At 51.2% G+C, this 26,659-nt stretch carries 21 protein-coding genes and 2 rRNA genes (1 of these 23 running past the window's edge); 8 read left to right on the top strand and 15 right to left on the bottom strand.

Annotated elements, in window-relative coordinates:
• Nucleotides 1–194: 194 nt before the first annotated feature.
• The 3 genes from thiI to ACJJIV_RS12215 all read left to right on the top strand — a co-directional run bounded on the left by thiI (nucleotide 195) and on the right by ACJJIV_RS12215 (nucleotide 6,183).
• Nucleotides 195–1,679, top strand: coding sequence for a tRNA uracil 4-sulfurtransferase ThiI (gene thiI / locus ACJJIV_RS12225; RefSeq protein WP_444889122.1), 1,485 nt, complete (start codon nucleotides 195–197; stop codon nucleotides 1,677–1,679).
• A 210-nt stretch (nucleotides 1,680–1,889) separates the two neighbouring features.
• Nucleotides 1,890–3,698, top strand: a complete 1,809-nt coding sequence (gene typA / locus ACJJIV_RS12220) for a translational GTPase TypA (protein ID WP_444889121.1) — start codon at nucleotides 1,890–1,892, stop codon at nucleotides 3,696–3,698.
• A gap of 514 nt (nucleotides 3,699–4,212) precedes the next feature.
• Nucleotides 4,213–6,183, top strand: coding sequence for a glycoside hydrolase family 18 protein (locus tag ACJJIV_RS12215; RefSeq protein WP_444889120.1), 1,971 nt, complete (start codon nucleotides 4,213–4,215; stop codon nucleotides 6,181–6,183).
• 143 nt (nucleotides 6,184–6,326) lie between these two features.
• Here ACJJIV_RS12215 and ACJJIV_RS12210 read toward each other — a convergent pair whose 3' ends face one another.
• A complete protein-coding gene (locus ACJJIV_RS12210; RefSeq protein WP_444887485.1) occupies nucleotides 6,327–6,884 on the bottom strand; it encodes a dienelactone hydrolase family protein in 558 nt (185 codons plus the stop codon).
• Nucleotides 6,885–6,961: 77 nt separating this feature from the next.
• Here ACJJIV_RS12210 and ACJJIV_RS12205 point away from each other — a divergent pair, with 77 nt between their 5' ends.
• Nucleotides 6,962–7,228, top strand: a complete 267-nt coding sequence (locus tag ACJJIV_RS12205; protein ID WP_444889119.1) for a hypothetical protein — start codon at nucleotides 6,962–6,964, stop codon at nucleotides 7,226–7,228.
• Between the two features lie 62 nt (nucleotides 7,229–7,290).
• On the opposite strand, the gene ACJJIV_RS12200 is transcribed toward ACJJIV_RS12205, so the two are convergent.
• The 3 genes from ACJJIV_RS12200 to ACJJIV_RS12190 form a co-directional block, all read right to left on the bottom strand.
• A complete protein-coding gene (locus ACJJIV_RS12200; RefSeq protein WP_444889118.1) occupies nucleotides 7,291–7,917 on the bottom strand; it encodes a class I SAM-dependent methyltransferase in 627 nt (208 codons plus the stop codon).
• Between the two features lie 84 nt (nucleotides 7,918–8,001).
• Complete coding sequence (locus tag ACJJIV_RS12195) at nucleotides 8,002–8,976, bottom strand: phenylacetaldoxime dehydratase family protein (RefSeq protein WP_444889117.1); 975 nt, start codon at nucleotides 8,974–8,976, stop codon at nucleotides 8,002–8,004.
• Nucleotides 8,977–9,124: 148 nt separating this feature from the next.
• The gene (locus ACJJIV_RS12190; protein WP_252083731.1) at nucleotides 9,125–9,643 is read right to left on the bottom strand and encodes a macro domain-containing protein; all 519 of its coding nucleotides are present in this window, start codon (nucleotides 9,641–9,643) and stop codon (nucleotides 9,125–9,127) included.
• Between the two features lie 167 nt (nucleotides 9,644–9,810).
• On the opposite strand from ACJJIV_RS12190, the gene ACJJIV_RS12185 reads away from it, so the two are divergent.
• A complete protein-coding gene (locus tag ACJJIV_RS12185; RefSeq protein WP_252083732.1) occupies nucleotides 9,811–10,887 on the top strand; it encodes a GGDEF domain-containing protein in 1,077 nt (358 codons plus the stop codon).
• A 1-nt stretch (nucleotide 10,888) separates the two neighbouring features.
• On the opposite strand, the gene ACJJIV_RS12180 is transcribed toward ACJJIV_RS12185, so the two are convergent.
• The 3 genes from ACJJIV_RS12180 to ACJJIV_RS12170 are packed head-to-tail and all read right to left on the bottom strand — an operon-like array spanning nucleotide 10,889 to nucleotide 12,578.
• Nucleotides 10,889–11,656 carry a VIT1/CCC1 transporter family protein gene (locus ACJJIV_RS12180; RefSeq protein WP_444889116.1) on the bottom strand — a complete coding sequence of 256 codons (768 nt, stop codon included), beginning with the start codon at nucleotides 11,654–11,656 and terminating at the stop codon, nucleotides 10,889–10,891.
• Nucleotides 11,643–11,774: a hypothetical protein gene (locus ACJJIV_RS12175; RefSeq protein WP_444889115.1), complete on the bottom strand. Its 132-nt coding sequence runs from the start codon at nucleotides 11,772–11,774 to the stop codon at nucleotides 11,643–11,645. The genes ACJJIV_RS12180 and ACJJIV_RS12175 overlap by 14 nt, the downstream gene beginning before the upstream one ends.
• Before the next feature lie 24 nt (nucleotides 11,775–11,798).
• Nucleotides 11,799–12,578 (bottom strand): hypothetical protein, encoded by a 780-nt coding sequence (locus tag ACJJIV_RS12170; protein ID WP_252083734.1) that lies wholly within the window; start codon nucleotides 12,576–12,578, stop codon nucleotides 11,799–11,801.
• Nucleotides 12,579–12,787: 209 nt separating this feature from the next.
• Between ACJJIV_RS12170 and ACJJIV_RS12165 the strand changes: the two genes are divergently transcribed.
• A complete protein-coding gene (locus ACJJIV_RS12165; protein ID WP_444889114.1) occupies nucleotides 12,788–14,005 on the top strand; it encodes a patatin-like phospholipase family protein in 1,218 nt (405 codons plus the stop codon).
• A gap of 291 nt (nucleotides 14,006–14,296) precedes the next feature.
• On the opposite strand, the gene ACJJIV_RS12160 is transcribed toward ACJJIV_RS12165, so the two are convergent.
• The 5 genes from ACJJIV_RS12160 to ACJJIV_RS12140 form a co-directional block, all read right to left on the bottom strand.
• Nucleotides 14,297–16,189, bottom strand: a complete 1,893-nt coding sequence (locus tag ACJJIV_RS12160; RefSeq protein ID WP_444889113.1) for a DUF885 domain-containing protein — start codon at nucleotides 16,187–16,189, stop codon at nucleotides 14,297–14,299.
• A gap of 161 nt (nucleotides 16,190–16,350) precedes the next feature.
• Entirely contained in the window at nucleotides 16,351–17,196 is an 846-nt protein-coding gene (locus ACJJIV_RS12155; RefSeq protein WP_444889112.1) for a mechanosensitive ion channel family protein, read from the bottom strand.
• Nucleotides 17,197–17,272: 76 nt separating this feature from the next.
• The gene (locus ACJJIV_RS12150) at nucleotides 17,273–17,866 is read right to left on the bottom strand and encodes a DNA-3-methyladenine glycosylase I (RefSeq protein WP_444889111.1); all 594 of its coding nucleotides are present in this window, start codon (nucleotides 17,864–17,866) and stop codon (nucleotides 17,273–17,275) included.
• A gap of 180 nt (nucleotides 17,867–18,046) precedes the next feature.
• Nucleotides 18,047–19,036 (bottom strand): SDR family oxidoreductase, encoded by a 990-nt coding sequence (locus ACJJIV_RS12145; protein ID WP_252083739.1) that lies wholly within the window; start codon nucleotides 19,034–19,036, stop codon nucleotides 18,047–18,049.
• Nucleotides 19,037–19,262: 226 nt separating this feature from the next.
• The gene (locus ACJJIV_RS12140; RefSeq protein WP_444889110.1) at nucleotides 19,263–21,395 is read right to left on the bottom strand and encodes a prolyl oligopeptidase family serine peptidase; all 2,133 of its coding nucleotides are present in this window, start codon (nucleotides 21,393–21,395) and stop codon (nucleotides 19,263–19,265) included.
• 62 nt (nucleotides 21,396–21,457) lie between these two features.
• Here ACJJIV_RS12140 and dtd point away from each other — a divergent pair, with 62 nt between their 5' ends.
• Together dtd and ACJJIV_RS12130 are read left to right on the top strand one after the other, a co-directional pair.
• Complete coding sequence (gene dtd, locus ACJJIV_RS12135) at nucleotides 21,458–21,895, top strand: D-aminoacyl-tRNA deacylase (RefSeq protein ID WP_444889109.1); 438 nt, start codon at nucleotides 21,458–21,460, stop codon at nucleotides 21,893–21,895.
• Nucleotides 21,896–22,023: 128 nt separating this feature from the next.
• Nucleotides 22,024–22,545: a GNAT family N-acetyltransferase gene (locus tag ACJJIV_RS12130; RefSeq protein WP_444887500.1), complete on the top strand. Its 522-nt coding sequence runs from the start codon at nucleotides 22,024–22,026 to the stop codon at nucleotides 22,543–22,545.
• Nucleotides 22,546–22,578: 33 nt separating this feature from the next.
• On the opposite strand, the gene ACJJIV_RS12125 is transcribed toward ACJJIV_RS12130, so the two are convergent.
• From ACJJIV_RS12125 to ACJJIV_RS12115, 3 genes are all read right to left on the bottom strand, one after another.
• On the bottom strand, nucleotides 22,579–23,577 hold the full coding sequence (locus ACJJIV_RS12125; RefSeq protein ID WP_444889108.1) for a YncE family protein: 999 nt from the start codon (nucleotides 23,575–23,577) through the stop codon (nucleotides 22,579–22,581).
• Nucleotides 23,578–24,382: 805 nt separating this feature from the next.
• A 5S ribosomal RNA gene (gene rrf / locus ACJJIV_RS12120) occupies nucleotides 24,383–24,498 on the bottom strand.
• 204 nt (nucleotides 24,499–24,702) lie between these two features.
• A 23S ribosomal RNA gene (locus ACJJIV_RS12115) occupies nucleotides 24,703–26,659 on the bottom strand; it runs 925 nt beyond the window's last position.

Raw genomic sequence — 26,659 nt, 5'->3', positions numbered from 1 at the left:
TGGTGCCGGTGCGGGCCCCAGTACTGGGCCGACTGGGGCAGGATAGATGTATTGTGGCTGTGCAGCCATAACTAAATGCACCACAATGGCACATTTATACTCCAGCTTGCTCACAAACAGTGCACAACCAACTTGCGTCCGGCTAGTTTATAATGCCGCACCTTCTATCAACATGCGGTACCCCACGGATTCCCATGCACTTTGTCGTCAAATTTTTTCCCGAGATCACCATCAAGAGCAATCCGGTGCGCAAACGTATGTCGCGCCAGCTCAAGGACAACCTACAGCGCCTGCTGCGCCAGCTGGACGACCGTATCCAGGTGCGCAAAGACTGGGAAAAGATCGATGTGATCGCCCCGGACGCCGTGGCCCACCTTGGCAGCCGCATTGAAGAGGTGCTCTCTCACACCCCCGGCATTGCCAACTTCTCCCGCGTGCGCCAGTTCCCCCTGGGCGACCTGCACGATATGTACGAGAAGACCCTGTCGGTGTGGGGCCCAGCCCTCAAGGACAAGACCTTCTGCGTGCGGGTAAAACGCACCGGCGACCACGACTTCAAATCTCTCGATGTGGAGCAGTACGTAGGCGGCGGCCTCAACAAGAATACCGGGGCGGCCGGGGTGAAGCTGAAAAACCCGGATATCACGGTCAAATTGGAGATCCGCCACGACAAACTCAACGTGATCGAGGAACAGCACCCCGGCCTCGGCGGCTTCCCCCTGGGCACCCAGGACCCGGTGCTATCGCTGGTCTCCGGCGGTTTCGATTCCACCGTGGCCAGCTACCTGACCATGAAACGCGGTATCCGCACTCACTTCCTGTTCTTCAACCTGGGCGGGCGCCAACACGAACTGGGCGTTAAGGAAGTGGCCTACTACCTGTGGAACAAATACGGCGCCTCCCATCGGGTGCGTTTTGTCACCGTGCCCTTCGACGAAGTGGTGGCAGAAATTCTCGAGCGTGTAGACGACTCCCACATGGGCGTGATTCTCAAGCGTATGATGCTGCGCGCCGCAGACGTTATCGCGAAAGAGCTGGAAGTGGATGCGGTGGTAACTGGCGAGGCCATCGCCCAGGTTTCCAGCCAGACCCTGAAAAACCTGTCAGTGATCGATAGCGTCACCAACACCCTGGTGCTGCGACCGCTGATTACTACCGATAAGACCGATATTATCCGTACCTCCCGGGCCATCGGCACTGAAGAGTTCGCCGCAAATATGCCCGAATACTGCGGCGTGATTTCGGTGAAACCCACCACCCGTGCCAAGATCGAGAAAGTTGAATCCGAGGAAAACCGCTTCGACTTTACTATTCTCGACCGCGCCATCGGCAACCGATCGATTCAGAATATCGACGAGGTCATCGAAGAAGTGGACGGCGAGGCGCCGGAAGTGGAGATCCGTGAGGAGGCCGGCAACGCAGTAATCATCGATATCCGCCACCCGGATGAAGAAGAAATGGACCCGCTGAAGCTAGAGGGTGTCGAAGTAGAGACGATCCCCTTCTACCGCCTCAATAACAGCTTCGCCAAGCTAGATCAGGAGCGCGAGTACCTGCTTTACTGTGCGCGCGGTGTGATGAGCCGCCTACATGCCTCTCACTTGCTAGATGAAGGCTTCCGTAATGTGGGCGTATTGCGCCCACAGATCCCGCACCGCCCCGACGGCATCAAGAAGTAATTGCCCGGCGCGGGCGGCAGATTCGCCCGCGCCCTCCCTGCTCTCTTCTTCTGGTCGCCATTCTGAACGCGACCGGTGATTTTTTACTCAAAATCACTCCCAATTGTCATGCGGCCCCCCTATAATCGCCGCCTTTGGCCGGAATGCTGCTGTAGAAACCCCGCAGGCCCCCGCCCCGATTTACCAAGATTTAACGCCCAGAGGCCCCCAGTGATAGAGAATCTGCGCAATATTGCGATTATTGCCCACGTAGACCACGGCAAAACCACCCTGGTGGACAAGCTGCTGTCCCAGTCCGGCACACTCGACCGTCGCGACGAAGGCGCCGAGCGGGTCATGGACTCCAATGACCAGGAGAGAGAGCGCGGCATTACCATCCTCGCCAAGAACACCGCCATTCGCTGGAACGACTACCGCATCAACATCGTCGACACCCCAGGGCACGCCGACTTTGGCGGTGAGGTAGAGCGCGTACTGTCCATGGTCGACTCCGTATTGCTATTGGTAGATGCGGTGGACGGCCCCATGCCGCAAACCCGCTTCGTTACCCAAAAGGCGTTTGAGCAGGGCCTCAATCCCATCGTGGTGATCAACAAGATCGACCGCCCCGGCGCGCGCCCAGACTGGGTGATGGATCAGGTCTTCGACCTGTTCGACAGCCTCGGCGCCACCGATGAGCAACTGGACTTCCCGGTTGTTTACGCCTCCGCTCTGAACGGTATCGCCGGCCTCGACGATACCGATATGGCCGACGATATGACGCCGCTGTTCCAGATGATCGTGGACAAGGTTGAGCCGCCCAAGGTAGACCCAAAAGGCGCCTTCCAGATGCAGATTTCCGCCCTGGATTACTCTAGCTATGTCGGTGTTATCGGCGTAGGCCGTATCACCCGTGGCACCCTGGCCCCCAACCAGCAGGTGGTGGTACTGGACCGCGAAGGCAAATCCCGTAAGGCGAAGGTTCTGCAGGTGATGGGCTACCTCGGCCTTGAGCGCACCGAAGTGGAACTGGCCAGCGCCGGCGACATTGTGTGTATTACCGGTGTGGGCGAACTGAATATCTCCGATACCCTGTGCGACCCAGACACTCCGGAGGCCCTGCCGGCCCTGAGCGTGGATGAGCCCACCGTGAGTATGACCTTCCAGGTGAACGACTCGCCTTTTGCCGGCCAGGATGGCAAGTTCGTTACCTCGCGCAATATCAAGGAGCGCCTGGATCAAGAGCTGATCCACAACGTAGCCCTGCGCGTTGAGCAAGGTGATTCCCCGGACAAATTCCGCGTATCCGGTCGCGGCGAACTGCACCTGTCGGTACTGATCGAAACCATGCGTCGGGAAGGCTTCGAGCTAGGTGTCTCCCGTCCGGAAGTGGTGCAGAAAGAAGTGGACGGCGAGATCCAGGAGCCCTACGAAGAGGTGGTGATCGACGTTGAAGACCAGCACCAGGGCCCGATTATGGAAGAGCTGGGTCTGCGCAAAGCCGAACTGACCAATATGGAGCCGGACGGCAAAGGCCGGGTGCGCCTGACCTTTATCGTGCCCTCGCGCGGCATGATCGGTTTCCGCAACCAGTTCCTGACCCTGACCAGCGGCTCCGGCATCATGACCAGCATCTTCGACCACTACGGCCCGGTAAAACAGGGGGAAGTGGCCAAGCGCATCAACGGCGTGCTGGTATCCATGGTGAACGGTAAGACTCTGGCCTACGCTCTGTTCGCCCTACAGGACCGTGGACGCCTGTTCCTCGGCCACGGCGAAGATATCTACGAAGGTCAGGTTATCGGTATCCACTCCCGCGGCAACGACCTGGTGGTAAACCCCACCAAGGGCAAGCAGCTCACCAATATTCGCGCCGCCGGCACCGACGAAGCCCTGACCCTCACTCCGCCCATCCGCCATACCCTGGAGCAGGCGCTGGAGTTTATCGAAGAGGACGAGCTGGTTGAGGTGACTCCCAACCATATCCGCATACGCAAAAAAATCCTGCAGGAAAATATGCGTAAGCGCACGAAGAAATAATTAAAATTTTCTTCAGCTTAAAAAGGGCCCTGTAGGGCCCTTTTTTATTTTTCACACTTGGTGACAACCTACACCGAAAACTTAAGCAAACTAGAAAAAAATACTTTATCCGGGCAGCCAGCGTTTATTGCTGTTTATTTTTGGAAAGCGCTGACAGCGACACCAAGGCAACTGCCCTTGGGTATTATCCAGACCAATACCATTTTTATTTTTTTTGCTCACATCATAAAAATTAATTCTTAAATAACTCTAATAATTCGACCATCACCACCAAGCATTTATCACATTACCCCAATGTGATAGAAACTGATTTTCTCCTGTAAAAAGCGGTTTACATCTTGATTCTTTCACTTTTCTTGCACAATTTATCGGTAAAAATGAGTTAGTTACGATGGTACTCTCAGTTTCAGATGGAACTTTTATCCCCCGGTTTTTTTCCAATTTCCTCAACTATAAAGTTTAGTTCTATAACGCTAAGTTTCATCGTAATTAAGGCCCATGGGAGGTCACTGTAATGTTTTCTTTCCTGCAATTTCAGGATCGAACAGGGATGTTAGTGGGGTGCCGCAATGAGCGCGGATTTGGATTAAAAAAAGTAGCAACGCTTGCTGCGGCATTCGTGCTGAGTGCCAATGTCAGCGCCCAGGAAACCAAACGTGTTTCTGCTTACTGGGCCGACTGGGAGTATTGGGCCGACTCCTCCTTCACCCACGACAATGTGGATTTTTCCAAACTGACCCATGTGCAATACGCCTTTGCCTGGAATGACGAAGAGGGCACCATCTACTTTACTGATCCCTATGTCTTTTACGGAATGGGGGCTCAATCTTTCTCCGGCGGCGCCGGCAATGGTCCGGTCAAGTGCTCACCGCCGTTCTGGCATCCCTACAGCCAGTACGATGCAAGCAAGCAGGACGCAGTCTGCCAGAGCTGGAACGATCACGAATCCGGTTTCGTAAAGTCGGTACACGACGATGGTGCCAAGGCGATTCTCTCCGTAGGTGGCTGGACGCTCTCCCATAAAGTCTCTGAGATGATGGAGAGCGCCAGCACGCGTGCGGCCTTTATCGAAAATGCGGTAACTCTGCTAACCGATTGGGACTTCGATGGTCTCGACCTCGACTTCGAATATCCGGGCTATGCAGCCAACGGTGGCCGTTCGATCGACAAAGAGAACTTCACCACACTGCTGAAGGAGCTGCGTGCGCGCTTCGATGAAGTCGAAGCCGAGACCGGCAAACGCTTGGAGCTAACCGCCGCCGTCGCTTGCGGCCCATCGATTGCGCAAGAAGGCTACGATTTCGCCGAGGTCGGCGCAACACTCGACTACGTCAACCTGATGACCTACGACTTCGGTGGCGACTGGGACTCGGTAGCTCAGCATACTTCTCCGCTGTACCCCTATGCCGGCCAGGTCTACGAAGGCTTCGACGCGGACAGCTGCCGCAATATGTGGATGACTGAAGGCAATATCCCCTCAGAAAAAATCATCCTGGGCATGTCCCACTACGGCCGCAGTGTCGCCGGCGCCACCGCGATCGGCGAAGCCGCATCGGGGCAGGATGTCGCTCACTGGGGTTCCGACACCGAGACGCGTTACTACCAGATCGTTGAGAAAATGCAGAGCGACGCATCATTCCAGACCGCCTACGACCCAGAAGCAGTCACTCACTATGGGTGGTTCCCGGATGGCGGCTTCATTTCCTTCGAGGACACTACCTCAATCGCCGAGCGCTCCCGTTACGTGGTCGAGAAGGATCTGGGCGGTGTGATGATCTGGCAGCTCAGGGGCGGCATGCTGCGCGAGAATAACCAATACCAATACCCACTTCTGGATGCGGCGCTAGAGGTCTTCGGGCAAGGCGGATCGAGCTCTGGGGATGATGGCAACGGAGACACTGGAAGTACTGGCGACACGGGTGATACTGGAAATACCGGCGACACTGGGGACACCGGCGATAGCGGCAACACAGGAAATACTGGAGACACTGGCGATAGCGGCAGCACCGGAAACTCTGCCTGCGAAGCGTTTGAGCAGCCCTATGCTGGCGATCCAGGCTATGCGGTCGGTGATGTTGTTGTCTTTGAAGGTGTCGCCTACGAATCCACTCATGCGCCAAACTGGTGGTCTCCGAGTGCGGCACCATCGCTGTGGAGTGAAACCACCTGTCAAACAAGCGGCGGCGACTCTGGCAACGACTCCGGTACAGGGTCAGACGATAACAGCGGCACCAATAATGGATCTGGCGACAATACAGATAACGGTTCCGGTGACAACACAGACGGAAATTCTGATGGCAACAATGGCGATGAGGGCTCGGCAGATTCCTGCCCAGTGTTCCAACAGCCCTACGCGGGTGATGCGGGCTACGAAGTTGGCGATAAGGTAACTTTCGAAGGCCAGGTATACGTCTCTACCTTAGGACCCAACTGGTGGTCTCCGGCTGCAGCGCCGCAGTACTGGGAAGCGAGCTCCTGTCAGTAAATATCTTTAAGATTTTACTTTTCCAGGAAATAAAAGGGCCTTCGGGTCCTTTTATTTTTTACATAAAATATTCAGACCTTTTTTCTTAGCCCTCCCTTTTCAGACCTCAGCTTCCAACCCTTTTCTTCTCCGCACTCTGTTGCCTAGGCGCCATTAGCCCAGCTTTTCAGCCAATCACGGTAGTGCCTGTAAGCTTCAGGATTAAAATTTTCAGAACAACTATTCATAAATCCATGAGAAAACTGTGTTTTATGTAAAGTCACCATCGGTATATTGGAGAGTTCGCGGGAGAACTCCAAAACATTAAAGGAGGGCTCTTTATTTGCCAGAAAAAAGTCTACACTTCGGGTTGGCCTCTCATTGAGAAGATAGCGAACCCTGGAGCCATAGAAGCAGGCTGTTTTTTTAATAAATTCAGCTTGATCACTACAGGCTAACATCCAAGCGACTGTTGCTCCCACACTAAATCCCAGCAGATTATAACTATAACGCTGCTCTTTAATGTAACTACTTACATAGGAATAGTACCTTTCCAGGCCGCATTCGTTGATAAAATATTTATATGCATCCCCCTCGATCTCAAAGTTCATCTCACTACCGGAGTATGGATCCAGGATTGTATAATCCTCAAAAGTTCGCAAACAAAGGGCGTCCAAGGCTTCTGTCCGCCCCCAAATATCAGAAACAACAATTACCTTCACCAATATTAATACCTTGTAGTTTTTACAATTTTCGAGGCAGCTGCCTTCCTGACAACAATAAATTAAAACTAAACCCCATGAAGATACTTAAATTTAATGAAAGCACTAAAGAATCAAAGGTACTCGCTATTCACCATGCTAAAAAACTCGAAAATGACCTCGTTCTAGAGCTTGTATCATCCAGAAAAGAAATAAAGTCCTCTGGGGAAGCCACCCTAGTAGCCATAGGATTTTTGGATATGACCGACTTGTCAATTGAAGACCATGCCAGTAATAAATCCATTGAAGGTGTTGATAATGTCGAGTTTTGGATGCACAAACTTTTTAACAAAGTGTATGGTTAAAATGGTTACAAAACCCAGTGGCAAGAAATATCTAACAAGAGATAATCGGTCATCAGATTCATTTAAACTGACTTAACCGCCAGCCACCCAAATTTGCTACAGGGTATAATTTCAGCCTCAGGAATCAACTTAGAAAGTTGTACCCTGCTATAATGAGAGGACTCCACACCTTTGTCTGTCAGAATGGAACTCTCTGAAACCCGCTTTATACCAAAACCAATTTTCTGATAAAACACCACTCTTTCTTCGATAGATTGTTCTGAGAAAACGCTGACAATTAATTTCCCTTTACGTTGGCATACACTCTGCATTACTTCGATGACTCTACTCGCTGGGTAAATATTACCAACCGTGTTATACATAGATATGGCGATAGAGTACCTACGCTCCGATGTAAATGTCTTGGCATCTGCAAGTAAAAATTGGAGGTTTCTTATTCCTTTACTCAAATTTCGTGCACTCGCAATATGCCCACGGTCATTATCTATTCCCAATCCGAGTTCAAGACGATCGTTTAATAGCCTGAGATGACGACCATTACCGCAACCAAAATCTATAAGCGTTGATCCCTCGGAAACCAGATTTCTTAGAAAACGATTCTCCTCATCGAGATAATTACCCAAATCAGAGTATTTATATACCTTGCGAATAATGTCATCAATTTCGTATGGAACCGACTTAATTGCCATGTAATAACACATTAAAATAACTTCACTGCTTTTATTTTAAGGTGTCTATATCACTTTTCTGAGAGCTACCGATACACTTTACTTTTACTTGAGAAAACGCTTCAACCCTGTATCAGGATGGCAGCCCTGATAAAAAGCCCGCCCCTTGCCATGCGGCACTACTGCCACTTCGTGACTCAACAAAAGTTGCATCCCAGAGGCGAAGCGACTCGCATAACACTGCGCAGCCGCATAAATAGCTTTATGGGTAGGGTGGTGATGTACCCAGTTTTCCAAATCCGCCAGGGATGCAAACCAAGCAATAGTTTCAGTGTCCGGCCTGCCCAGTGCAGGATGCTCATCATTTAACAGGCGAGCACTAAGACAGCGCGATTCTATTGGGTTTGACTGCAAATAATGCACCCCCTGTTCATACTCGGAACACAGAGATTCCCGGTAGGCATGCCGCTCCGCGGAACTGGCTGCCGAGTACCCTTGAACTGTACGGATCATACATAAATTACCGGGAAGAGATATTTCTGTATCTGACTGTTTCCCAACCGGTATTGCCCGCAAGGTTTGCAGTTGGCCCGGAAGCCCATCATTCTCCGCCGCACTAATTCGATCCCGCATCGCACCCCAGTAAGCGTGCTCATGCTGCTCACAAATATCAAAGTGGCGAAAAATCCCCCAGTCAGCCACAGGTGTGGAGGAAGATACTTCAAAGTGTGAGCGTGGAGCGGCTAATGCCTCATACCAAAATCCCGACTTACTCTGAATAATTTCCCGTAACTCAGTAGCTTCTTCCCTAAGCCATTTCCCCATTGATTCATCGTTGTCCCAATAGGCTATAGCAATATCGTCATAAGCTCCCTGAACATCGATGTGTCCCGCCCGCTCAAAGTGCAGCAAGCCTTTAGCACTGGATAAAAACCTGGCCAATAATCGGAATAGCGAATCGTCACGTTGTCCACTCGCAAACTGTAAGCCAACCTGGCACTGGACATACCAATGGTTAGAGGGAAGGTCTAGCTCCCATGCGGGGTAGGGAGGCTTGAAATTCACTGGACGATTTTTCAAGCTTTATTATCTCCTCGCGCTCAGCTTTGTAAGTGCCTAACTTCTAGTTAAGGAACAACTTCTTCAGCCTTTTTCAAGGGCATTGTGAAAAGGCTTAATTAGCCCTTACTAAATAAGCACGACAGTACACTTTTGTGATCAGGTAATCTCACACCGTGTAGAAACGCCGCTCAACCCTCTCCCACTCTCCAAGAGCGGCGGGAGAATGTAAACAAACCGTCAGTTGATCAAATTCACCGGAATACTCATTGAGAACTTCCAGGGCCTGGTGTGCGGAAATGGCATGGGGAAATCGATTGGTACCCGCACCCAATGCGGGAAAGAGAATACGCTTCAACCCCTTCTCCCTCGCAAGACACAACACACTCTCATAACAACGCCGTAGCTGGCCAATGGCCAAAGCGCCCCATTGATCACCACTGCTCCACTGCGGCGTAACCGTGTGCAGCAGATAATCCACCGGCAGATGATAGGCGTTGGTTAGCCGCGCCTCACCAACGGCACACTTCAGTTGCCTACCACACTGAGTCGCAAGTTCAACGCCACCCTGTGCATAAATCTGCGCCGAAAGGCCGCGCCCGCGAATAAGATGTTTGTGCGCGGGGCACACCAGTGCGTCCCCACGTAATGTCAGGATATTGCCCCAAGTCAGATGAATTTGTGTCACGGTTTCTCAGTTCTAACGTTTGCTTTACAGATACTGTAGCTCGCGGCTTTGGTCATCGGGCGAATCCTCCTATACTCGGCGCAGCTTCACTCTGCCGGTGAATTAAGTGACAGGAATCGCGCTTACGACCGACGGAAGTTGCAGTCTGTACAGGAACAGAGACGACTATGAACTCAGGGTATAACAAGCATCACACCGCACTAGGCACACCGGTGGCGGAGCTGGAGCGCATCGACCTGCGCCGCCGTATCATGGCCTCCTCCTACATGTTAATTTTTGCCATGGCAGTAACCGGTGCCATGGCGGTTATTGCCCTGAGCGCCGCCGATATTCTGCAGGCCACGACCCTTTCCGCCGCCGCAGTAGTGATACTCTGCTCCTATGTCACCATCAATGTGATGGGCCCCAGCCAAAAAACACCGCTACTGGTAGGCATTCTTTTATTGGTACTCTACTTTTATCTGCTGTTATCCGGCGGGGTTAACAACACTGGCCTAATGTGGGCGGTGATGTTGGTGCCAGGATTTATCAATTTATACGGCTATAAGACCGGCACAGTGGCGCTGATCGCCATCGGCCTAGTCACCGCGACGGCTCTTTTCTACCCGGATTTCCCCGGCCTGAAGGCGGAATATGACACCGCCTATCGCGCACGTTTTATTGCGGTCTTTGGCGCTCTTACCGCTCTCACCGCACTACTCGACAGCAGTCGCCATCACACCCAACAGCTACTCGAACGCCTCACCGGTGAACTGGAAAAAAGTGCCTCCACCGATGCTCTCACCGGGCTGGCGAACCGCCGAGAGGCCTACCGGGCTATCCACGATATGGAACGGCGCAACAAGGAGTTACAGGGCCGCTACGTGATACTGATTGGCGACCTGGACAACTTTAAAAGCATTAACGATACCTACGGCCACGGCTTTGGTGACCGCATCTTGCAGGACGTAGCGAAAATTCTCGGGGAAAACACCCGCGCAGAGGATGTTGTTGCACGCTGGGGCGGAGAGGAGTTTCTGTTGCTGTTGCCCAATACCGATGTGCGCGGCGGCAGGGTGCTGGCAGAAAAATTGCGTCGCAAGGTTGAGGCCCTGAGCCGCCGCTACGTACAGCCGGTAAAAGTTTCCATCAGTTTTGGCGTGGTAGAGGGAAGCGGCAACCCTCACAACCAACTACTGGCGGAGGCGGACAAGCGTATGTACCGGGCAAAGAACAGTGGCCGCAACCGGGTAGTAGCCGCCTAGGTCAAGTGATAAGGTCGCGCAGGAAGAAGCCTACAGCGAATGCCAGCGCGGCGGCACCGCCACCAAATACCAGAGTCTTGAAGCCCGCCATCCAAACCTTTTGGGAAAATACCAGGCCCTTGCACAGACCGATGGCAAAGAAGGTTAAAGCCGCCAGAATAACGCTGCTATAGAACTGTTGTGAAGAGTTCAGTGGCGGGAAAAGGTAGGGCAACAGCGGCACGGTGCCCATGCCAATAAATGCGAAGAAGGTCACCAAAGCACTGCCCAGAGGTTTGCGTTTGGTCCGACTGATACCGTATTCCTCCGCCAACATGGTCTCAATCCATAGCTGGCGATTGGCGGTAATGGTAGTGACGATCTCGTCCAGCACCTGCCCGCGAAATCCCTTGCGATGGAATATCTGGCGAATCTCCTCTCGCTCTCCCTCGGGTACCAGTGCGATATGCTCGCGTTCGATACGCGTCGCCGCCGCAGCTTGTTCACGCTCCACACTGACGGCCTCGTAATTGCTCACCGCCATACTGAAGCCATCCGCAATCAGGTTGGCGAACCCCATGACCAGCACGACCGACTCGGAAAAACCCGCACCGAAGGCCCCGGCCACTATGGCAAAGGTAGTAACGCAGCCATCGATGGCCCCCAGAACAAAATCGGAGACCCGTTGAGATTTCGGCTCTCGCCCCAGGCGGGCGTGGATCCGTTCTGGGCGGTGCTCCTCCAGCAGCTCGCGCCGGGACAGCGCTCCCTTTTGTTCACGCCCCGTCATAGCAGAGGCCCAGCAGGAGCACCTGACCGGGATTTACAGCGGAGCGATAAAAGCCGGGGACTCGCGTATTCATACCGTGCATAAACACCTCATAGTCCCCTGTCCTATTTCTGCTCATTGCCTTGGCCCCGGCCAATCCAGTTTATTTCACAATAAAACTGCCCCTATCAACACCGGTATTTCCGGTTTTAGCGTCATAAGCGTAAACCAGAATTTCGTAGACGCCGGGTAAATCCGTGGCGAAGGGCGCACTAAAGGTATTCATAGTGTCCTGGATTTTCAGTGGCACTGTGGCAAATTCGCCTCCATTTCGCTTCACTATCGCAGTGACTTCAATCTTGCTGCCATCCCATAAGCCACCATCGGTGAAGGAACAACCACACATCATCACCACATTGGCGCGGATCTCGAATGGACTCTTATCCAAACCGGTGTAGAGGTGAGTCTGTGGGCTGAGCAGGTCCACCACCATGCCGGGGATTTCCACAATCAAGCCCTCGCCACCAATAGGCTTGCCGGGCACCAACCAGGTCTGGGTCTGCGCCACCACGCGGGCCTGCTTTTTGATGTAGGGGGCCAGCACCTCAATGGTAAGAAAAACTGGCTCACTAATCTCCAGATTAGCGGTGAATTTAGCCGCCCCCTCGGCGATAGGCACATAGCGCTCACGCGGGGTCTTCATAATCTTACCAGTATCGCCGGTGCTCCCTTGAGTCAGGCCCTGTGCGAGAATTTCCCCTGTATCTGCCGCACGGATAATGACCATGGCACCCCCAATGGAGGAACCGATAAATTTGGCATCCTTGGCCTTGGCACGCACGGTAATTTCGGTAGAAACCGCCTTAGTATCCGTCTTGGCCCAAAGTGGAACAGCAACTAATTGGGCAATTAACAAACATAAAATAATGATAATTTTTTTCATACACAGCCTTTTTTAAGTTCTAATTCCTTCCATAAGCTAGACACCTTACTTTCAACAGGTGATATCAAAAGACATTCTCCTCTTTGGGGTCATATAAATCAAAACCAAACGATTTTCATATTAGGTATAAATTTTACATTACAATAGTTCCGCGATGAGAAAGGTGCATTGCCTAAGGACTAGTTACTGAACAAACATGGTTTCCTTTTATGTTGAAACTGGCCGGTCAGCTAACCAAAAGACTATTCTTCACCTTAACAACTTTATCTGGAGCCTATGCTCTTACGGCCTACATTTATAACAAATGCTTCCCTCAATCAGTCACCTTTAACAGAGAATTTATCTCAAAAAGATTTGTTAGAAACTTAGATCATCTGCAAGATAAAGACACAATCAAAGTACTAATCATTACGGGCGGGGGCGTTCGCGGACTTATCCCCCTCTATGTCCTGCAATATATAGAAAAAAACCTAGGAAAACCGATTAATGAAGTATTTGATGTTTTTGCCGGAGTATCCACTGGAGCCGTTATAGCAACTGGAATCAACATCCCAGGTAAAGCTATTCCAGACTACTATGGGAAAAATATTTCTCACCTAGACTACCTAATAAATATTTATAAAGATGAAACTACTTATATCTTTAAATCCCCCTGGTATCACAAGCTGCTCACTGGGGCTGGGCTCTTCTCACCAGCCTATTTCGGCCGACGCCTACATGAGATCATGGAGAAATACTACACAAAAGATTTAAAATTTAATGATTTAGATAACTACGTTATTATTCCAACATTAAACATAGATAGTGGAGAAATCTTTTTATTCAAAAATCGAGGAGATGCGGCCCTAGATTTACCTACAAATAGCCTATACCAACTGGTAACAGCTGCAGCTAGTGCCGAGACGGCTTTCCCTCCAGTCTCTTTTGAATCGATGAAGTCCAACTTTCAATCTTCCTTCAAAATTTACCCAACAGCTAAAGAAAAGGGTATTTGTTGTGTATTTGCAGATGCGGCTATAGCTATAAACAACCCGTCTAGTTTAATTCTAAGAGACATTATTCATGAATTCCCAGAAAAAAAATACTACATACTGGTCTTGTGCTCTGGATACCCAAAACTACTAAGCTCAAGTATGAAGTACCACTCGCTGAGAAAATGGGGACGCATTCACTGGGCTCATGATGCTTTAACCAACATACAGCGTTCTATGGATAAAAACCAACTTTACACTTTAGAGATTGCCAAGATTCTTTCCCAAAAGGGGCGTATCGAATACGATTTTCTCAACGTAGATATTGACCATCCTTTCGTGGGCATATTCGACTATGACTTATTGCATCACCTCAAATATTACTCAGAAAAATTAATCAAAGAGAATAAATGTAGCTTAAGAAACATTATCCGACACCTCAACCGAATGGATTAACGTCGACTTTAAAAAACCTGAAAAAGCTGAGAAAATCTTAAGTCAACCTAATAATTCTGAGAAAACAATTTTTTAACTCCCTCCAACCCACATAGTTCACTGTCAAACTTTCCCAACAGTTTCAGCTTGAAAATTTACCCAGCAGTTCCGTTGCGCTCTTAAGGTTTAATGAATAATGAGAGCTTTAACTTTTTCTCTTTGGCCAAACAATTTAAAAATGGGAAAGGTAAGAGTCACCCTCATAAAAAAGCCGGGCAATGCCCGGCTTTAATTCAATAACCAAGTTAGCTTTTAAGCGCTCTTAATTGAGTCCACCCAAGCAGCCACTCGGCTCTCCAGGACTGGGACCGGCAGTGCACCGCCACCCAGTACGGTGTCATGGAAACCGCGGATATCGAATTTTTCGCCCAGCTGCTCCTCAGCCTGCTTGCGCAGTTCCTGAATCTTCAGCATCCCGATCTTGTAGGCGGTAGCCTGACCCGGCCACACCAGATAGCGGCGTACTTCGGAGCGCACGGCTGTTTCAGGGATCGCAGAGTTTTCCAGGAAGTATTCTACCGCCTGCTCCTCGCTCCAACCCTTGGCGTGCATGCCGGTATCCACTACCAAGCGGATGGCGCGCCACATTTCTGCGGTCAGATGGCCAAACAGGTTGTAGGGGTCCTCGAATGCACCCATCTCCTTAGCCAGTTTCTCAGAGTACAGGGCCCAGCCTTCTACATATACGGTGAAGTGCGCCTGGGTACGAAACTGTGGGATATCCTCCAGTTCCTGCGCGATGGAAATCTGCATATGGTGGCCGGGGTTGCCCTCGTGGTAAGCCACAGTTTCCATATCAGTCGTGGAGTAGGCGCTCATGTCAGACAGGTGCGCATAGTAGATGCCAGGGCGAGAACCGTCTGGAGTACCCGGGTAGTAGTGCTGGGCACCACCATCCTGCTCGCGGAAAGATTCCACCCGCTTAACCACCAGCTCCGCCTTGGGCAGCAGGCCGAAGTAGTCCGGCAGTTTCTTGGTGATGTTGTCGAGGAAAGCCGTGGAATCATCCAGGTAACCCTGGCGGCCTTCGTCGGTATTGGGATAGTAAAACTGGCCATCTTCACGGATAAAGGTGAAGAACTCCTGCAGGTTGCCCTCGTAGCCCACCTGCTTCTTGATGGTCTCCATCTCGCTGCGAATACGCGCTACTTCCTTCAGGCCGATATTGTGGATTTCATCGGCGGTCAGGCTGGTAGTGGTGGTATTTGCCAGGCGCTGGTTGTAGTAGGCCATACCATTCGGCAGACTGCTGGCGCCCTGAGGCTCTACAGAGGCCTTCTGTACATCTTTCTTCAGCCAGGCAACCAGGGTCTTATAGGCAGGCAGGAACTCGGTCTCCAGAGCCTTGCGCGCATCTGCGGTCAGCTTATCGGCCTGCTTCTGGTCAATCTTGCCGGCTTCCAACAGTTCAGCGACTTTGCCTTTGGCTCCGGCCCATAGGGGGGCGTCCTCACCATCGGTGAAGGGAGCACCGTCGATCAGCTTGCTGGACTGCTCGATCGCGCCCTCGTAAGCGAAGCGCGGTGGGCGAATGCCCTCTTTGGCAGACTGCTCAGCGCGCTCGCGCAGCTGATTGATAGCCCGGGAAATACCGCCGATACGGGCGATATACGCCTGCATATCCTCGATATTGTCCACCTTGTGGAAGTTCAGCAGAAAGTTGGGCAGCTGCGACTGCACGCCGCCCATCTGCTCGAAAATATAGCCATGGCGCTTAAAGGGCTCGGCGGCTTTGGCCTGCTTAAACTGGTAAACCCAAATATCGTAGGACGTTTTCCCTTCTTGACTCAGTTTGTCGTAGTCGAAGTTCTTCTTCAGCTCTGCAACGGCCTTTTCCATCCAGGCCAGCTGGCGCGCCTCAGCAGCTTCGCTCATATCGTCGATCTGGTCGTACTGCTCCTTGCGGCCGAGATAGGACAGCTGCATGGGGCTGAACTGCAGCTGCTCTTCGTAACGCGCATCCAACCATTCGGTCAGACGCTTGGTCTCAGCTACCGCATCAACGGTTACAGGGGCCTCGGCAACGGCACTTTGAGCTTTGTCGGCATTCGCTCCTGCTTGAGCGCTCTTATCGCCCTGACAGCCCGCAAGGATAGCGACAGCCAGCAGGCTGGGGATCAAAGGGTTGTTCAGCTTAATCGGCATTTTCCTATCTCGGTCAAAAGTTGTACAAAAAAACGCCGCTAACTTTGACACGAAATCTTTGAACTGTCGATTCGAGCTCTTTCAAACGCTATATCTGCGCGTCGAGACGAACAGCCTTGGTGAGGATTCCGCCTAAGATAGCGGACCATTGGGGCTCTGTGTTATGTCTTCGGCTCGGGGGAGCTGGGATCGGGCCACTCGGGCTTCTGCACAATATGCAGTTCCCGCTGGGGGAAGGGAATCGTTAAGCCCGCGCCCTCAAGGGCGGGTTTCAAGCGCTTCATGAGAGTCCAATAGACATCCCAGTACTCAACAGTCGGTGTCCAAATCCGAACTTGCAGGTTCACCGCACTATCCCCCAGTGCGCGAACCTCGAAGCTCGGCTGAGGCTCCGGTAGAATTCGCGGTTCATCTGCCACTAGTCGGCGCAATACCTGTATACCCGCCTCGATATCGTCTCCGTAGGCGATGCTCGCCACTATTTCGACACGACGAGTCTGATTGTGGCTGTAATTGGTGAGGGTCTGCCCCCAAATGGTGCTGTTTGGTGCTGTAATTCGCAGGCCATCGCTAGTATCCAACGCAGTGGTAAAAAGACCCACCTGACGCACTGTACCCATGGTCTGGCCAAACTGAATCACATCGCCGACACGAAAGGGGCGCAAACTCAGTAAAATAAAACCGGCCGCAATATTTTGCAGGGTATCCTTTAAGGCCAGTCCCACCGCCAAACCGGTGGCACCGAGTAAGGCAATCAGACTCGTGGTATTGATCCCAAACACATCCAGAACCACCAGCGCCCCGACAATATAAATAGCCCAGGTCGCAATATTGCGCAGCACCGGCACGAGTGTCGCATCGAGCCGGCTGGTTAATCGATTTATAGCGCTTCGCGCCAGGTGGGCCACCCCCAGAGTCACTGCAATAACCAGCACTGCGGCCGCAATCCGTAAAAAGCCAGCAGTGAAGAGAGGCCAGTAACTTTCACCAATACCATCAAGGCTCATAGGGGTCCTCCTGTTCATTGGCAAATGCGCTGATAAAAAAGATCGGAACCGGCTAACCACAGCGGTTATTTGCTTTCTAAAGTAGTCCCGCCGCCTCGGCTTCATCCAGGCAGCGCTGACGCGCAGGGCAAGTGTGCAAATGGTCATTAACCATCCCCGTGGCCTGCATATGGGCGTACATAATGGTAGAGCCAACAAAACTAAAGCCGGCTTTTTTAAGCGCTTTACTCATCACATCAGATTCCGCTGTACTGGCCGGTACCTGCTTGAGGGAACGGGGTTTATTCACGATCACCTTGCCGTCGGTAAATTGCCAGAGAAAGTCAGAGAGTGTTTGCCCTTTCTCTCGCAGTGCCAGAGTTGCGCGGGCATTTTTAACCGCAGACTCCACTTTGAGACGGTTGCGTATGATCCCCGGGTCCTGTAGTAACTTTTCTATCTTGCGCGGCGTATAGCGCGCAATTTTTTCTGCATTGAAATTATCGAAAAGACGGCGATAGTTATCCCGCTTATTTAATACGGTTATCCATGACAACCCGGCCTGGGCCCCCTCCAACAGCAGAAACTCAAACAGGGTGGCCTCATCGGTTACCGGGCGACCCCATTCCTCATCGTGGTAGCTTTTATATAGCGGGGTGGACAGGCACCAGCCACAGCGTTTATCTTCCATAATAGGTTCCTAAAACTTATTTTCCTTAATCTCAAGCAGTGACGGCGCTCGGTAACAATACCGAGCACAGCCAGCAAAAAGGAGAGGACTAGTGCTATTGGGCTCCGGAAAAGAAATAGTGCTGAATCAATTGCAGAACCAACAACAAGGAAACCAGGATAAAAATAATATTACTGCGATTCACTTTATCTCCAATAATTTTTGCTCTACTAACCAGTCGCGACATTCGCACAACATGGCATCCAATGTCACCTCTGATTGATAGCCGAGTTCGCGTTCTGCCTTGGAGCTGCTAGCTACAACCCGGCGCGTCACCAGGGTGGCCTTTTCCGGGGTAATTACCGGTTCCTTACCACTCACACGCGACCATACATCAGAGAACCAGGCGATAGACTGAATAACGAAGGCGGGAGTTGTACGCTTGGGCACAGGCTTGTGCAGCAGCTCGGCTATTTTGCCAAAAAATTCCAGAAAACTGGCATCGGTGCCGGCGAGGATATAATTCTCTCCACAGCGACCCTTTTCGACCGCCTCGATATGCGCCCGAGCCACCGCCCCGGCATGACAGAAAGACCCCCAACCCGGCGGCACGCCAGGCAATTGGTTTTTATCGATTAGAAAAAATGTCTGCGCCCAACTACTGGTGTCGAATTTCCCCACGATTGCACAAGGATTGAGAAATACCGCATCCAATCCCTTGTCGATCTCTTTGCGTACCGCTATTTCTTCACGCTTTTTGGTATACAGATAATGATGGCGGGGATCGTCTGCACGCTTTTCGCTCTCTTCGGTGATCGTATCCTTGTGGTAACCGTAGGCGGAGATCGAACTGGTCACGATCATACGGCCAACACTTTTCTCCCTCGCAACCTTTGCAATATTCGCCGCCCCCTCCACATTGTCCTTCCACTGCTGTGCATTGCCACCGCGCCACATACTGGTATTGGCCGCCATATGGAAAAGGGCATCGACATCGTCAGGAATAGCTGAGCGCAGTGAGTCTGAATCGTTCAGGGAGGCCTCAACCAGCTCCACCCCCATGTTGCGCAGCCTCTCTGTGTTGGAGGTCTTGCGATGCATGGCGGTTACCCGCCAGCCATCGGCTTTCAGTTGCTCGACAAGGTTGGCACCGAGGAAGCCGCTGCCCCCGGTCACGAATGCATGTTTCATAGATCCACCGGATGATTATTTTTTGTTATTCATACCCAGTGATAGCCTCTGCCAAGACTTCCGCACCCCGGGAGGGTAAACCGCAGGCAGTACTACAATCTCGACAAGGTGGGCTGTGCACCAACACTGTTGCTGATGCAGCCCCAGGGTTAAACCCAATCCGCAGTGTCTGAATGGGGGCACCAACACGGCCCCCACTACCTACACATTGAGTCGATGGGAAAGGTTACTCGATTTTCATTCCCAGCTGGTGGGCGAGGAAGCTCCATTGGTTGGCGAAGTCCTCCACCTGCATCCACACCGGCTTGCCGGCACCGTGGCCAGCCCGGGTCTCCACCGCGAGCCATATCGGCTTTTCACAGCCCTGATCCCGCTGCAGCGCGGCCGCAAACTTGTAGCTGTGCCAGGGCACTACACGATCATCGCGGTCGGCGGTGGTGATCAGGGTGGCAGGGTAGCAAGAGCCCTCACGGGTATTATGAACCGGGGAGTATGCATGCAATGCCTTAAATTCCTCGCGGTTTTCGCTCAGACCGTAGTCACTGGACCACTGGCGTGCGTTGGCGGAAGCGGTGTGGTAACGCAGCATATCGAGCACACCCACTACCGGCAGTGCCGCGGCAAACAAGTCCGGACGCTGCACCAGGGTCGCGCCGGCGAGTAATCCACCATTGGAGCGCCCACTGATACCCAGCTTCTCTGGAGAGGTAACTTTCTCCGCGATTAGCCACTCGGCTGCGGCGATAAAGTCATCAAAGACATTCTGCTTCTGGGTCTTGGTACCCGCCTGATGCCAGGCATCACCGTACTCGCTACCCCCACGCAGGTTGGCCAGCGCCAAGGTACCGCCCATATCCAACCAGCCCACAAAGCGGTTGTAAAAGCGTGGCAACTGAGCAGAGTTGAAACCACCATAACCATACAGCAGTGTGGGGTTGGAGCCATCGCGCTTCATACCCTTCTTATGCACCAGGAATAAAGGTACACGGGTGCCGTCTTTGCTCTTATAGAAGTGCTGGCTCACGGTTAAGTCAGAGAAGTCTGCAGCGTATTTCGGCTGCTTAAATATTTTGCTTTCACCGGTCTGCACATTCAGGTGATAAATACTCGGTGGGGTAATGAAATTGGAGAAAGAATAAAAGGTCTCCGCTTCATCCGGCTCACCGTAAAAACCCTTCACAGAGCCCACGCCGGGCAATTTCAGCTCGTACTGCTTCTTACCATTGGTGTCAGTCACCAGCACTCGCGACTTCGCATCTTTTAAATAGTGCAGCACGAATCGGTCGCCAATATAGCTGGCACTCTGCAGGGCGCTGCCTGCCTGCGGCACCAGGTCACGCCAGTATTTCCGCTGCGGCTTTGCCAGGTCGATCGCAATTATCCGACCCAGCGGTGCGCCCGCACTGGTCTCGAAGAAGAAGGTACTGCCCTTATTACCGAGAAACTGATAGAGGCCATCCCAGTCATCCAGCAGCTTGATGACTTTGCCGGTGTCATCGCGTAAGTCGCGATAGTAAAAGCCGTTGGAATCATAACCATCGAAAATGGTGAACAGCAGATAATTGCCATCATCGCTTACCTCGGCATCAGGGTTGCGAGTGGGATGGTCCGTAATACGGTATACCAATTGGTCGCGCTCCTGGGAATCTCCCAGGCGATGGAAATAGACAGCGACCTGCTTGCTATCATCGGCACTGCCATCCTTGTTGAATGGGTAACGACTGTAATAGAAGCCCGACTCATCTGGGGCCCAGCTGGCATCACTGAACTTGATCCCAGTCAGTTGCTCCTTTAGGTCCTTGCCGGTCTTTAAGTCGCGAATACGGTAGTCTGTCCAGTCCGTGCCACCATCCGAAATTCCATAGGCCAGGTAACGCCCCTTGGGGCTGACCTTAAGTCGTTTCGCTGCGATGGTGCCATCCTCACTCAAGCTGCGTGGGTCCAGCATAGGCTTGCCATCCTGGGCAAGCTCCCCGGCGCGGTAGAAAATGTTCTGATCCCAGTCGCCGTTGTTGTAATCGTAGTAGTAGTTATCGCCTTTCTTATAGGGCACGCCATAGCGCTCGTAGCGCCACAATTCAGTGAGACGATCGTTGATCTTCTGCCAGCCTGGCAGATCCTTCAGGCGAGGTAACGCATGCTTGTTCTGTGCCTTGACCCACTCCTTAACCTCTTCATTAGACATATCCTCCATCCAACGAAAGGGGTCGGATACCTCAACACCGAAGTATTCATCTATGTGCTCAATAGTCTGACTCTTGGGGTAGGTTTCCACCGCCTGCACAGCGGCTGTGGCCAGAGCCCCAACCAGGAGTGCCATTAACTGTTTCTTCATACGGTATTCTCGGTTTCTCAGCATGAATCAGTCCGCTAATCTAGGCGATTTACTCGCAGGGTTCCAGAGAGACAGAGAGGTCTGAGATGAAAGGATTAATCCAACGGGTCAGCCACGCCCGCGTAGAGGTGTCTGGCCAGTCGGTGGGTGCTATTGAGCAGGGTATACTCTTGCTGTTGGGAGTGGAGTCTAAAGACAACCGTGAAAGCGCAGACAAATTACTGCATAAGGTACTGAATTATCGGATTTTTCCCGATGAAAACGGCCGTATGAACCACAATGTGCAACAGGCCGCTGGTGGGCTCCTTGTCGTGAGCCAGTTTACCCTAGTCGCTGAAACTGAACGCGGCCTTCGACCCAGCTTCAGTCGCGGCGCCAGCCCACAACATGCCGAGGGCCTGTACGATTATTTTCTTGAGCGCGCTAATGCCCAATTTACACCGGTAGCCAGTGGAATCTTCGCCGCAGATATGCAAGTGTCTCTTCTCAATGACGGCCCGGTTACCTTTATGCTGGAAACCTAAAGTCCTTAAGAGTTTCATTCGCTAAGTCTGAAGTGCCGGGGCAAATCCTCGTAAACTTATTAAGAAAAAACTTTATTTTTATAACATCATCTCACTTGAGAGATTCCACCACCAAGGAGAAAAACCGCATGCGGTTAACGGTAACAGAAGATATTTATCTGGAATTTCTACAGGAGAAAGATTCCCAGGAGCTTTTTTATCTAATAGAAGATAACCGCCCACTTTTGGAAAAATATTTGTACTGGGCAAAGTCTGTACAGGATATGGAGTCGACCAAACAATATATTTGCCAGCGTATTTATAGTAAACACAATGGCTCTGCCTGGTACAAGATCATTTTTAATGACCAACTCTCTGGAATAATCGGTGTCAAAGAAATTGATCAGAAAAACAAGAGTGCCGAAATTGGCTACTGGCTCTCGGCTCACTGCCAGGGCAAAGGTGTAATGGCGAAAGTTGTGGCGAGGATTTGCGAAGAACTAAAAAGACAAGCTGGTGTAGCCCAGATAAAAATACACTGCCTTTCTGAAAATACCGCTAGCATTGCGGTTGCAAGACGGGCCGGTGGAATCCACAGTAGCACCATCCCCGCATACCTTACGATCGATGGAAAATCCCAGGATCTAATGATCTACACCGTCGCCCTCTAACAACATCCACCATTAAAAAATATTATATAGAATTTACTCGGGCTGAATCGTTACCGGACTCCACTCCAAGCCATCAGCCCCCTGACCAGCCCTAAAAATTCTCTTGATTTCCCACTTGTTGGTATCTATTTCGACCACCTTCCCGTCTCTCTGTGATCCGGCATATAGAAACTTACCATCGGGGGTAAAGAGTAGAGAAGCCGGTTCCCGTGCAGAGGCAGCGCCTAAGTCAATACTCTTAAGCTCTTTGCGGGTTGCCGCATCGTAAATCACCACCCGGTTTCCCTGTAGATCCGCAACTGCAACCAGCTTCCCTTCGGGATGGAAACTGATGCGAATGGGAAGGTAACCAACATCAATGACATCCTTCTTTTTTAAACTAGCCGTGTCAAAGATGAAAATATTTTTTGAGCGATTATTACCTATCCATAGCTCTTTCCCATCGGGACTGACCCATACCGCCTCAGGACCATCACCGGCCGGAAGAGTCTTTTTTAAGGTCATAGTGTCCGTATCGATCACGCTGAAAGTATCCGACCCACGACTGGTGACATATGCAGTTTTAGTATCCGGAGATAAAGCCAGCAGGTGGCTTCCTATCTGGTCTGTTGATACAGAACCGAGTACCTTGCCTGCAACAGTATCAACCTTAATCACATCATGAGTTTCTTCAGTGGTCACGATAAGGTCATCACCACTTCCCAGCCAAGCAATACCATGAGGGCCCATATGCGGGCTAATATCGATAATGCTCAAGCGTTTGCCCGTAGCCACATCAAAGACATTTAACTCTTCGCCAACGTAGCCATCTTCCAAATAGGAAACCACCACAACCTTTGATTTATCCGGGGACAAAATAAGTTCGTGTGGAGATCCACCAGTTTCCGTTCGCTTGATTTCCTTCCCATTTTCCAAGTCAATAAAGCTGACTGTCCCTTCATATTTATTGCCCACTATTAGGGTACTTGCAAAAGTGAAACTACCCAGAAACAGGCTCAGGAAAATCAAGCTATAAAGAATCGACCAGCGCATTAGTGCACCTCACCACTTAGTCCCAACTGGAAGTTATTCACACGGCACAACTATTTAGGCGCCTATGACCTGTCAGTATAGTTAAAAGTGCAAGACACCCTCTGGCTAGGGTCTAGAAACAGGCTCTGACTGTATAGTTTTATAAGTTCTAGTGTTATTTGAGCTAATTACTAACAGAATCCATGGATAGAGCTGTGTATAACTCAGGGATATCCACGCTCAGGCCCCTGTTTCTGCGGGGGCCTTTTCAACGGGTAAAAAAACACCAGCCATTTATCCACTGTCCACCGCTTGGCGTTATTAACAGAAAGTCTGGATAGACTTGTGCATAACTGCGGTATATCCGCGCCAGGCCCCGTGGTTGCACAGGTTCATTAAAACGTGCAAAAAATCACCGGTATTTTTATTGGTATTTCTGCGCCGTTTTTTTCAACGCAATGATTTTTCTAGGCTAAAGAGCACTTTTTAATTTCAGGTGTTTTTTTGGTGGTGCTTGAGGTGCAGATTAAATAAAGCGCGCTATTTTTTTGTATTTTCATTTTTTCCTTACAGAAAAAATTTAAGAAAGTGCTTTATTTATAGGAGGGAAGGCTCCTCGGAGCTTTTAAGAGCCTGCGCTTTTTTCATTAGCTTTTAGCGAGTTGGATTTTTCGGCGGGAGTGTTGCGAGTAAAAATTCGATTGGGCTTTTTATTTTTCTGTATTTTGAATTTATTTTTTATTCTCTGTTTTTATTTTTTGATGCATTCAATTTTTTTTACATAAAAAAAGGGCCACCCTATTGGGTGGCCCTTTTCGGATTAGAAGCCTGACGATGACCTACTCTCACATGGGGAAGCCCCACACTACCATCGGCGATGTTGCGTTTCACTTCTGAGTTCGGCAAGGGATCAGGTGGTTCCACAACTCTATTGTCGTCAGGCAAACTGGCTTGGGTTGGCGCTGGTCTTATAAGCAATTTTGCTTGGCCTGCCGTGTTATCGCTGTTTGCCTCGGTCTGTTGACCGGCGATAACCCCAAATAAGTCGGTAAAACAATCTGTAGTAATACACCGCAAGCGATCATTGTGTGTCTTTCATTCCACAATCCGCTAGCTTAGCTAGTCGTTAGTAACCATCTCTGTTGTATGGTCAAGCCGCACGGGCAATTAGTACTGGTTAGCTCAACGCCTCACAACGCTTCCACACCCAGCCTATCAACGTGGTAGTCTTCCACGGCCCTTTAGGACTCTCAAGGAGTCAGGGAAATCTAATCTTGAAGGAGGCTTCCCGCTTAGATGCTTTCAGCGGTTATCCCGTCCGAACATAGCTACCGGGCAATGCCACTGGCGTGACAACCCGAACACCAGAGGTTCGTTCACTCCGGTCCTCTCGTACTAGGAGCAACTCTTCTCAAATTTCCAACGCCCACGGCAGATAGGGACCGAACTGTCTCACGACGTTCTAAACCCAGCTCGCGTACCACTTTAAATGGCGAACAGCCATACCCTTGGGACCGGCTTCAGCCCCAGGATGTGATGAGCCGACATCGAGGTGCCAAACACCGCCGTCGATGTGAACTCTTGGGCGGTATCAGCCTGTTATCCCCGGAGTACCTTTTATCCGTTGAGCGATGGCCCTTCCATACAGAACCACCGGATCACTATGACCTACTTTCGTACCTGCTCGTCATGTCTGACTCGCAGTCAAGCGCACTTATACCATTATGCTCATTGCATGATTTCCGACCATGCTGAGTGCACCTTCGTACTCCTCCGTTACTCTTTGGGAGGAGACCGCCCCAGTCAAACTACCCACCATACACTGTCCTCGATCCGGATAACGGACCAGAGTTAGAACCTCAAACATACCAGGGTGGTATTTCAAGGACGGCTCCACAGTAACTAGCGTTACTGCTTCAAAGCCTCCCACCTATCCTACACAAGTAGGCTCAAAGTTCAGTGCAAAGCTGTAGTAAAGGTTCACGGGGTCTTTCCGTCTAGCCGCGGGTACACTGCATCTTAACAGCGATTTCAATTTCACTGAGTCTCTGGTGGAGACAGCGTGGCCATCGTTACGCCATTCGTGCAGGTCGGAACTTACCCGACAAGGAATTTCGCTACCTTAGGACCGTTATAGTTACGGCCGCCGTTTACCGGGGCTTCGATCAAGAGCTTCGCCGAAGCTAACCCCATCAATTAACCTTCCGGCACCGGGCAGGCGTCACACCCTATACGTCCTCTTACGAGTTTGCAGAGTGCTATGTTTTTAATAAACAGTCGCAGCCACCTGGTCACTTCGACCGGCCTCAGCTTAGGGAGCAAGTCCCATCACCAAAACCGGCGTACCTTCTCCCGAAGTTACGGTACCATTTTGCCTAGTTCCTTCACCAGAGTTCTCTCAAGCGCCTTGGTATTCTCTACCTGACCACCTGTGTCGGTTTAGAGTACGATTCACTATTGCCTGAAGCTTAGAAGTTTTTCCTGGAAGCAGGGCATCAACCACTTCACCCACTAAGTGGGCTTCGTCATCAGTTCTCAGCCTTAGGGACCCGGATTTGCCTAAGTCCCCAGCCTACAACCTTAAACATGGACAACCAATCGCCATGCTGGCCTAGCCTTCTCCGTCACTCCGTCGCAGCAATAGCGAGTACAGGAATATTAACCTGTTTCCCATCGACTACGGCTTTCGCCCTCGCCTTAGGGGTCGACTAACCCTGTCCCGATTAGCGTTGGACAGGAACCCTTGGTCTTCCGGCGGGGAGGTTTTTCACCTCCCTTGTCGTTACTCATGTCAGCATTCGCACTTGTGATACCTCCAGCAGACCTCCCGATCCACCTTCAACGGCTTACACAACGCTCCTCTACCATGCTCCTAAGAGCATCCGCAGCTTCGGTTACCAGTTTTAGCCCCGGTATATCTTCCGCGCAGGCCGACTCGACTAGTGAGCTATTACGCTTTCTTTAAAGGATGGCTGCTTCTAAGCCAACCTCCTAGCTGTCTGGGCCTTCCCACATCGTTTCCCACTTAACTGGTATTTGGGACCTTAGCTGGCGGTCTGGGTTGTTTCCCTTTCCACGACGGACGTTAGCACCCGCCGTGTGT

This window comes from Microbulbifer mixtoriginis (SeqCode) (assembly GCF_052466765.1).
The sequence above is the reverse complement of the archived record's forward strand: the minus strand, read 5'-3'. Positions and strand labels throughout refer to the sequence as shown.

What these genes read in the sequence shown, in the direction of transcription:
- thiI (WP_444889122.1), top strand. Translation starts at nt 195, where the DNA reads ATGCACTTTGTCGTCAAATTTTTTCCCGAGATCACCATCAAGAGCAAT.
- ACJJIV_RS12215 (WP_444889120.1), top strand. Translation starts at nt 4,213, where the DNA reads ATGTTTTCTTTCCTGCAATTTCAGGATCGAACAGGGATGTTAGTGGGG.
- ACJJIV_RS12205 (WP_444889119.1), top strand. Translation starts at nt 6,962, where the DNA reads ATGAAGATACTTAAATTTAATGAAAGCACTAAAGAATCAAAGGTACTC.
- ACJJIV_RS12200 (WP_444889118.1), bottom strand. Translation starts at nt 7,917, where the DNA reads ATGGCAATTAAGTCGGTTCCATACGAAATTGATGACATTATTCGCAAG.
- ACJJIV_RS12185 (WP_252083732.1), top strand. Translation starts at nt 9,811, where the DNA reads ATGAACTCAGGGTATAACAAGCATCACACCGCACTAGGCACACCGGTG.
- ACJJIV_RS12180 (WP_444889116.1), bottom strand. Translation starts at nt 11,656, where the DNA reads ATGACGGGGCGTGAACAAAAGGGAGCGCTGTCCCGGCGCGAGCTGCTG.
- ACJJIV_RS12175 (WP_444889115.1), bottom strand. Translation starts at nt 11,774, where the DNA reads ATGAGCAGAAATAGGACAGGGGACTATGAGGTGTTTATGCACGGTATG.
- ACJJIV_RS12170 (WP_252083734.1), bottom strand. Translation starts at nt 12,578, where the DNA reads ATGAAAAAAATTATCATTATTTTATGTTTGTTAATTGCCCAATTAGTT.
- ACJJIV_RS12165 (WP_444889114.1), top strand. Translation starts at nt 12,788, where the DNA reads ATGTTGAAACTGGCCGGTCAGCTAACCAAAAGACTATTCTTCACCTTA.
- ACJJIV_RS12160 (WP_444889113.1), bottom strand. Translation starts at nt 16,189, where the DNA reads ATGCCGATTAAGCTGAACAACCCTTTGATCCCCAGCCTGCTGGCTGTC.
- ACJJIV_RS12155 (WP_444889112.1), bottom strand. Translation starts at nt 17,196, where the DNA reads ATGAGCCTTGATGGTATTGGTGAAAGTTACTGGCCTCTCTTCACTGCT.
- ACJJIV_RS12150 (WP_444889111.1), bottom strand. Translation starts at nt 17,866, where the DNA reads ATGGAAGATAAACGCTGTGGCTGGTGCCTGTCCACCCCGCTATATAAA.
- ACJJIV_RS12145 (WP_252083739.1), bottom strand. Translation starts at nt 19,036, where the DNA reads ATGAAACATGCATTCGTGACCGGGGGCAGCGGCTTCCTCGGTGCCAAC.
- ACJJIV_RS12140 (WP_444889110.1), bottom strand. Translation starts at nt 21,395, where the DNA reads ATGCTGAGAAACCGAGAATACCGTATGAAGAAACAGTTAATGGCACTC.
- dtd (WP_444889109.1), top strand. Translation starts at nt 21,458, where the DNA reads ATGAAAGGATTAATCCAACGGGTCAGCCACGCCCGCGTAGAGGTGTCT.
- ACJJIV_RS12130 (WP_444887500.1), top strand. Translation starts at nt 22,024, where the DNA reads ATGCGGTTAACGGTAACAGAAGATATTTATCTGGAATTTCTACAGGAG.
- ACJJIV_RS12125 (WP_444889108.1), bottom strand. Translation starts at nt 23,577, where the DNA reads ATGCGCTGGTCGATTCTTTATAGCTTGATTTTCCTGAGCCTGTTTCTG.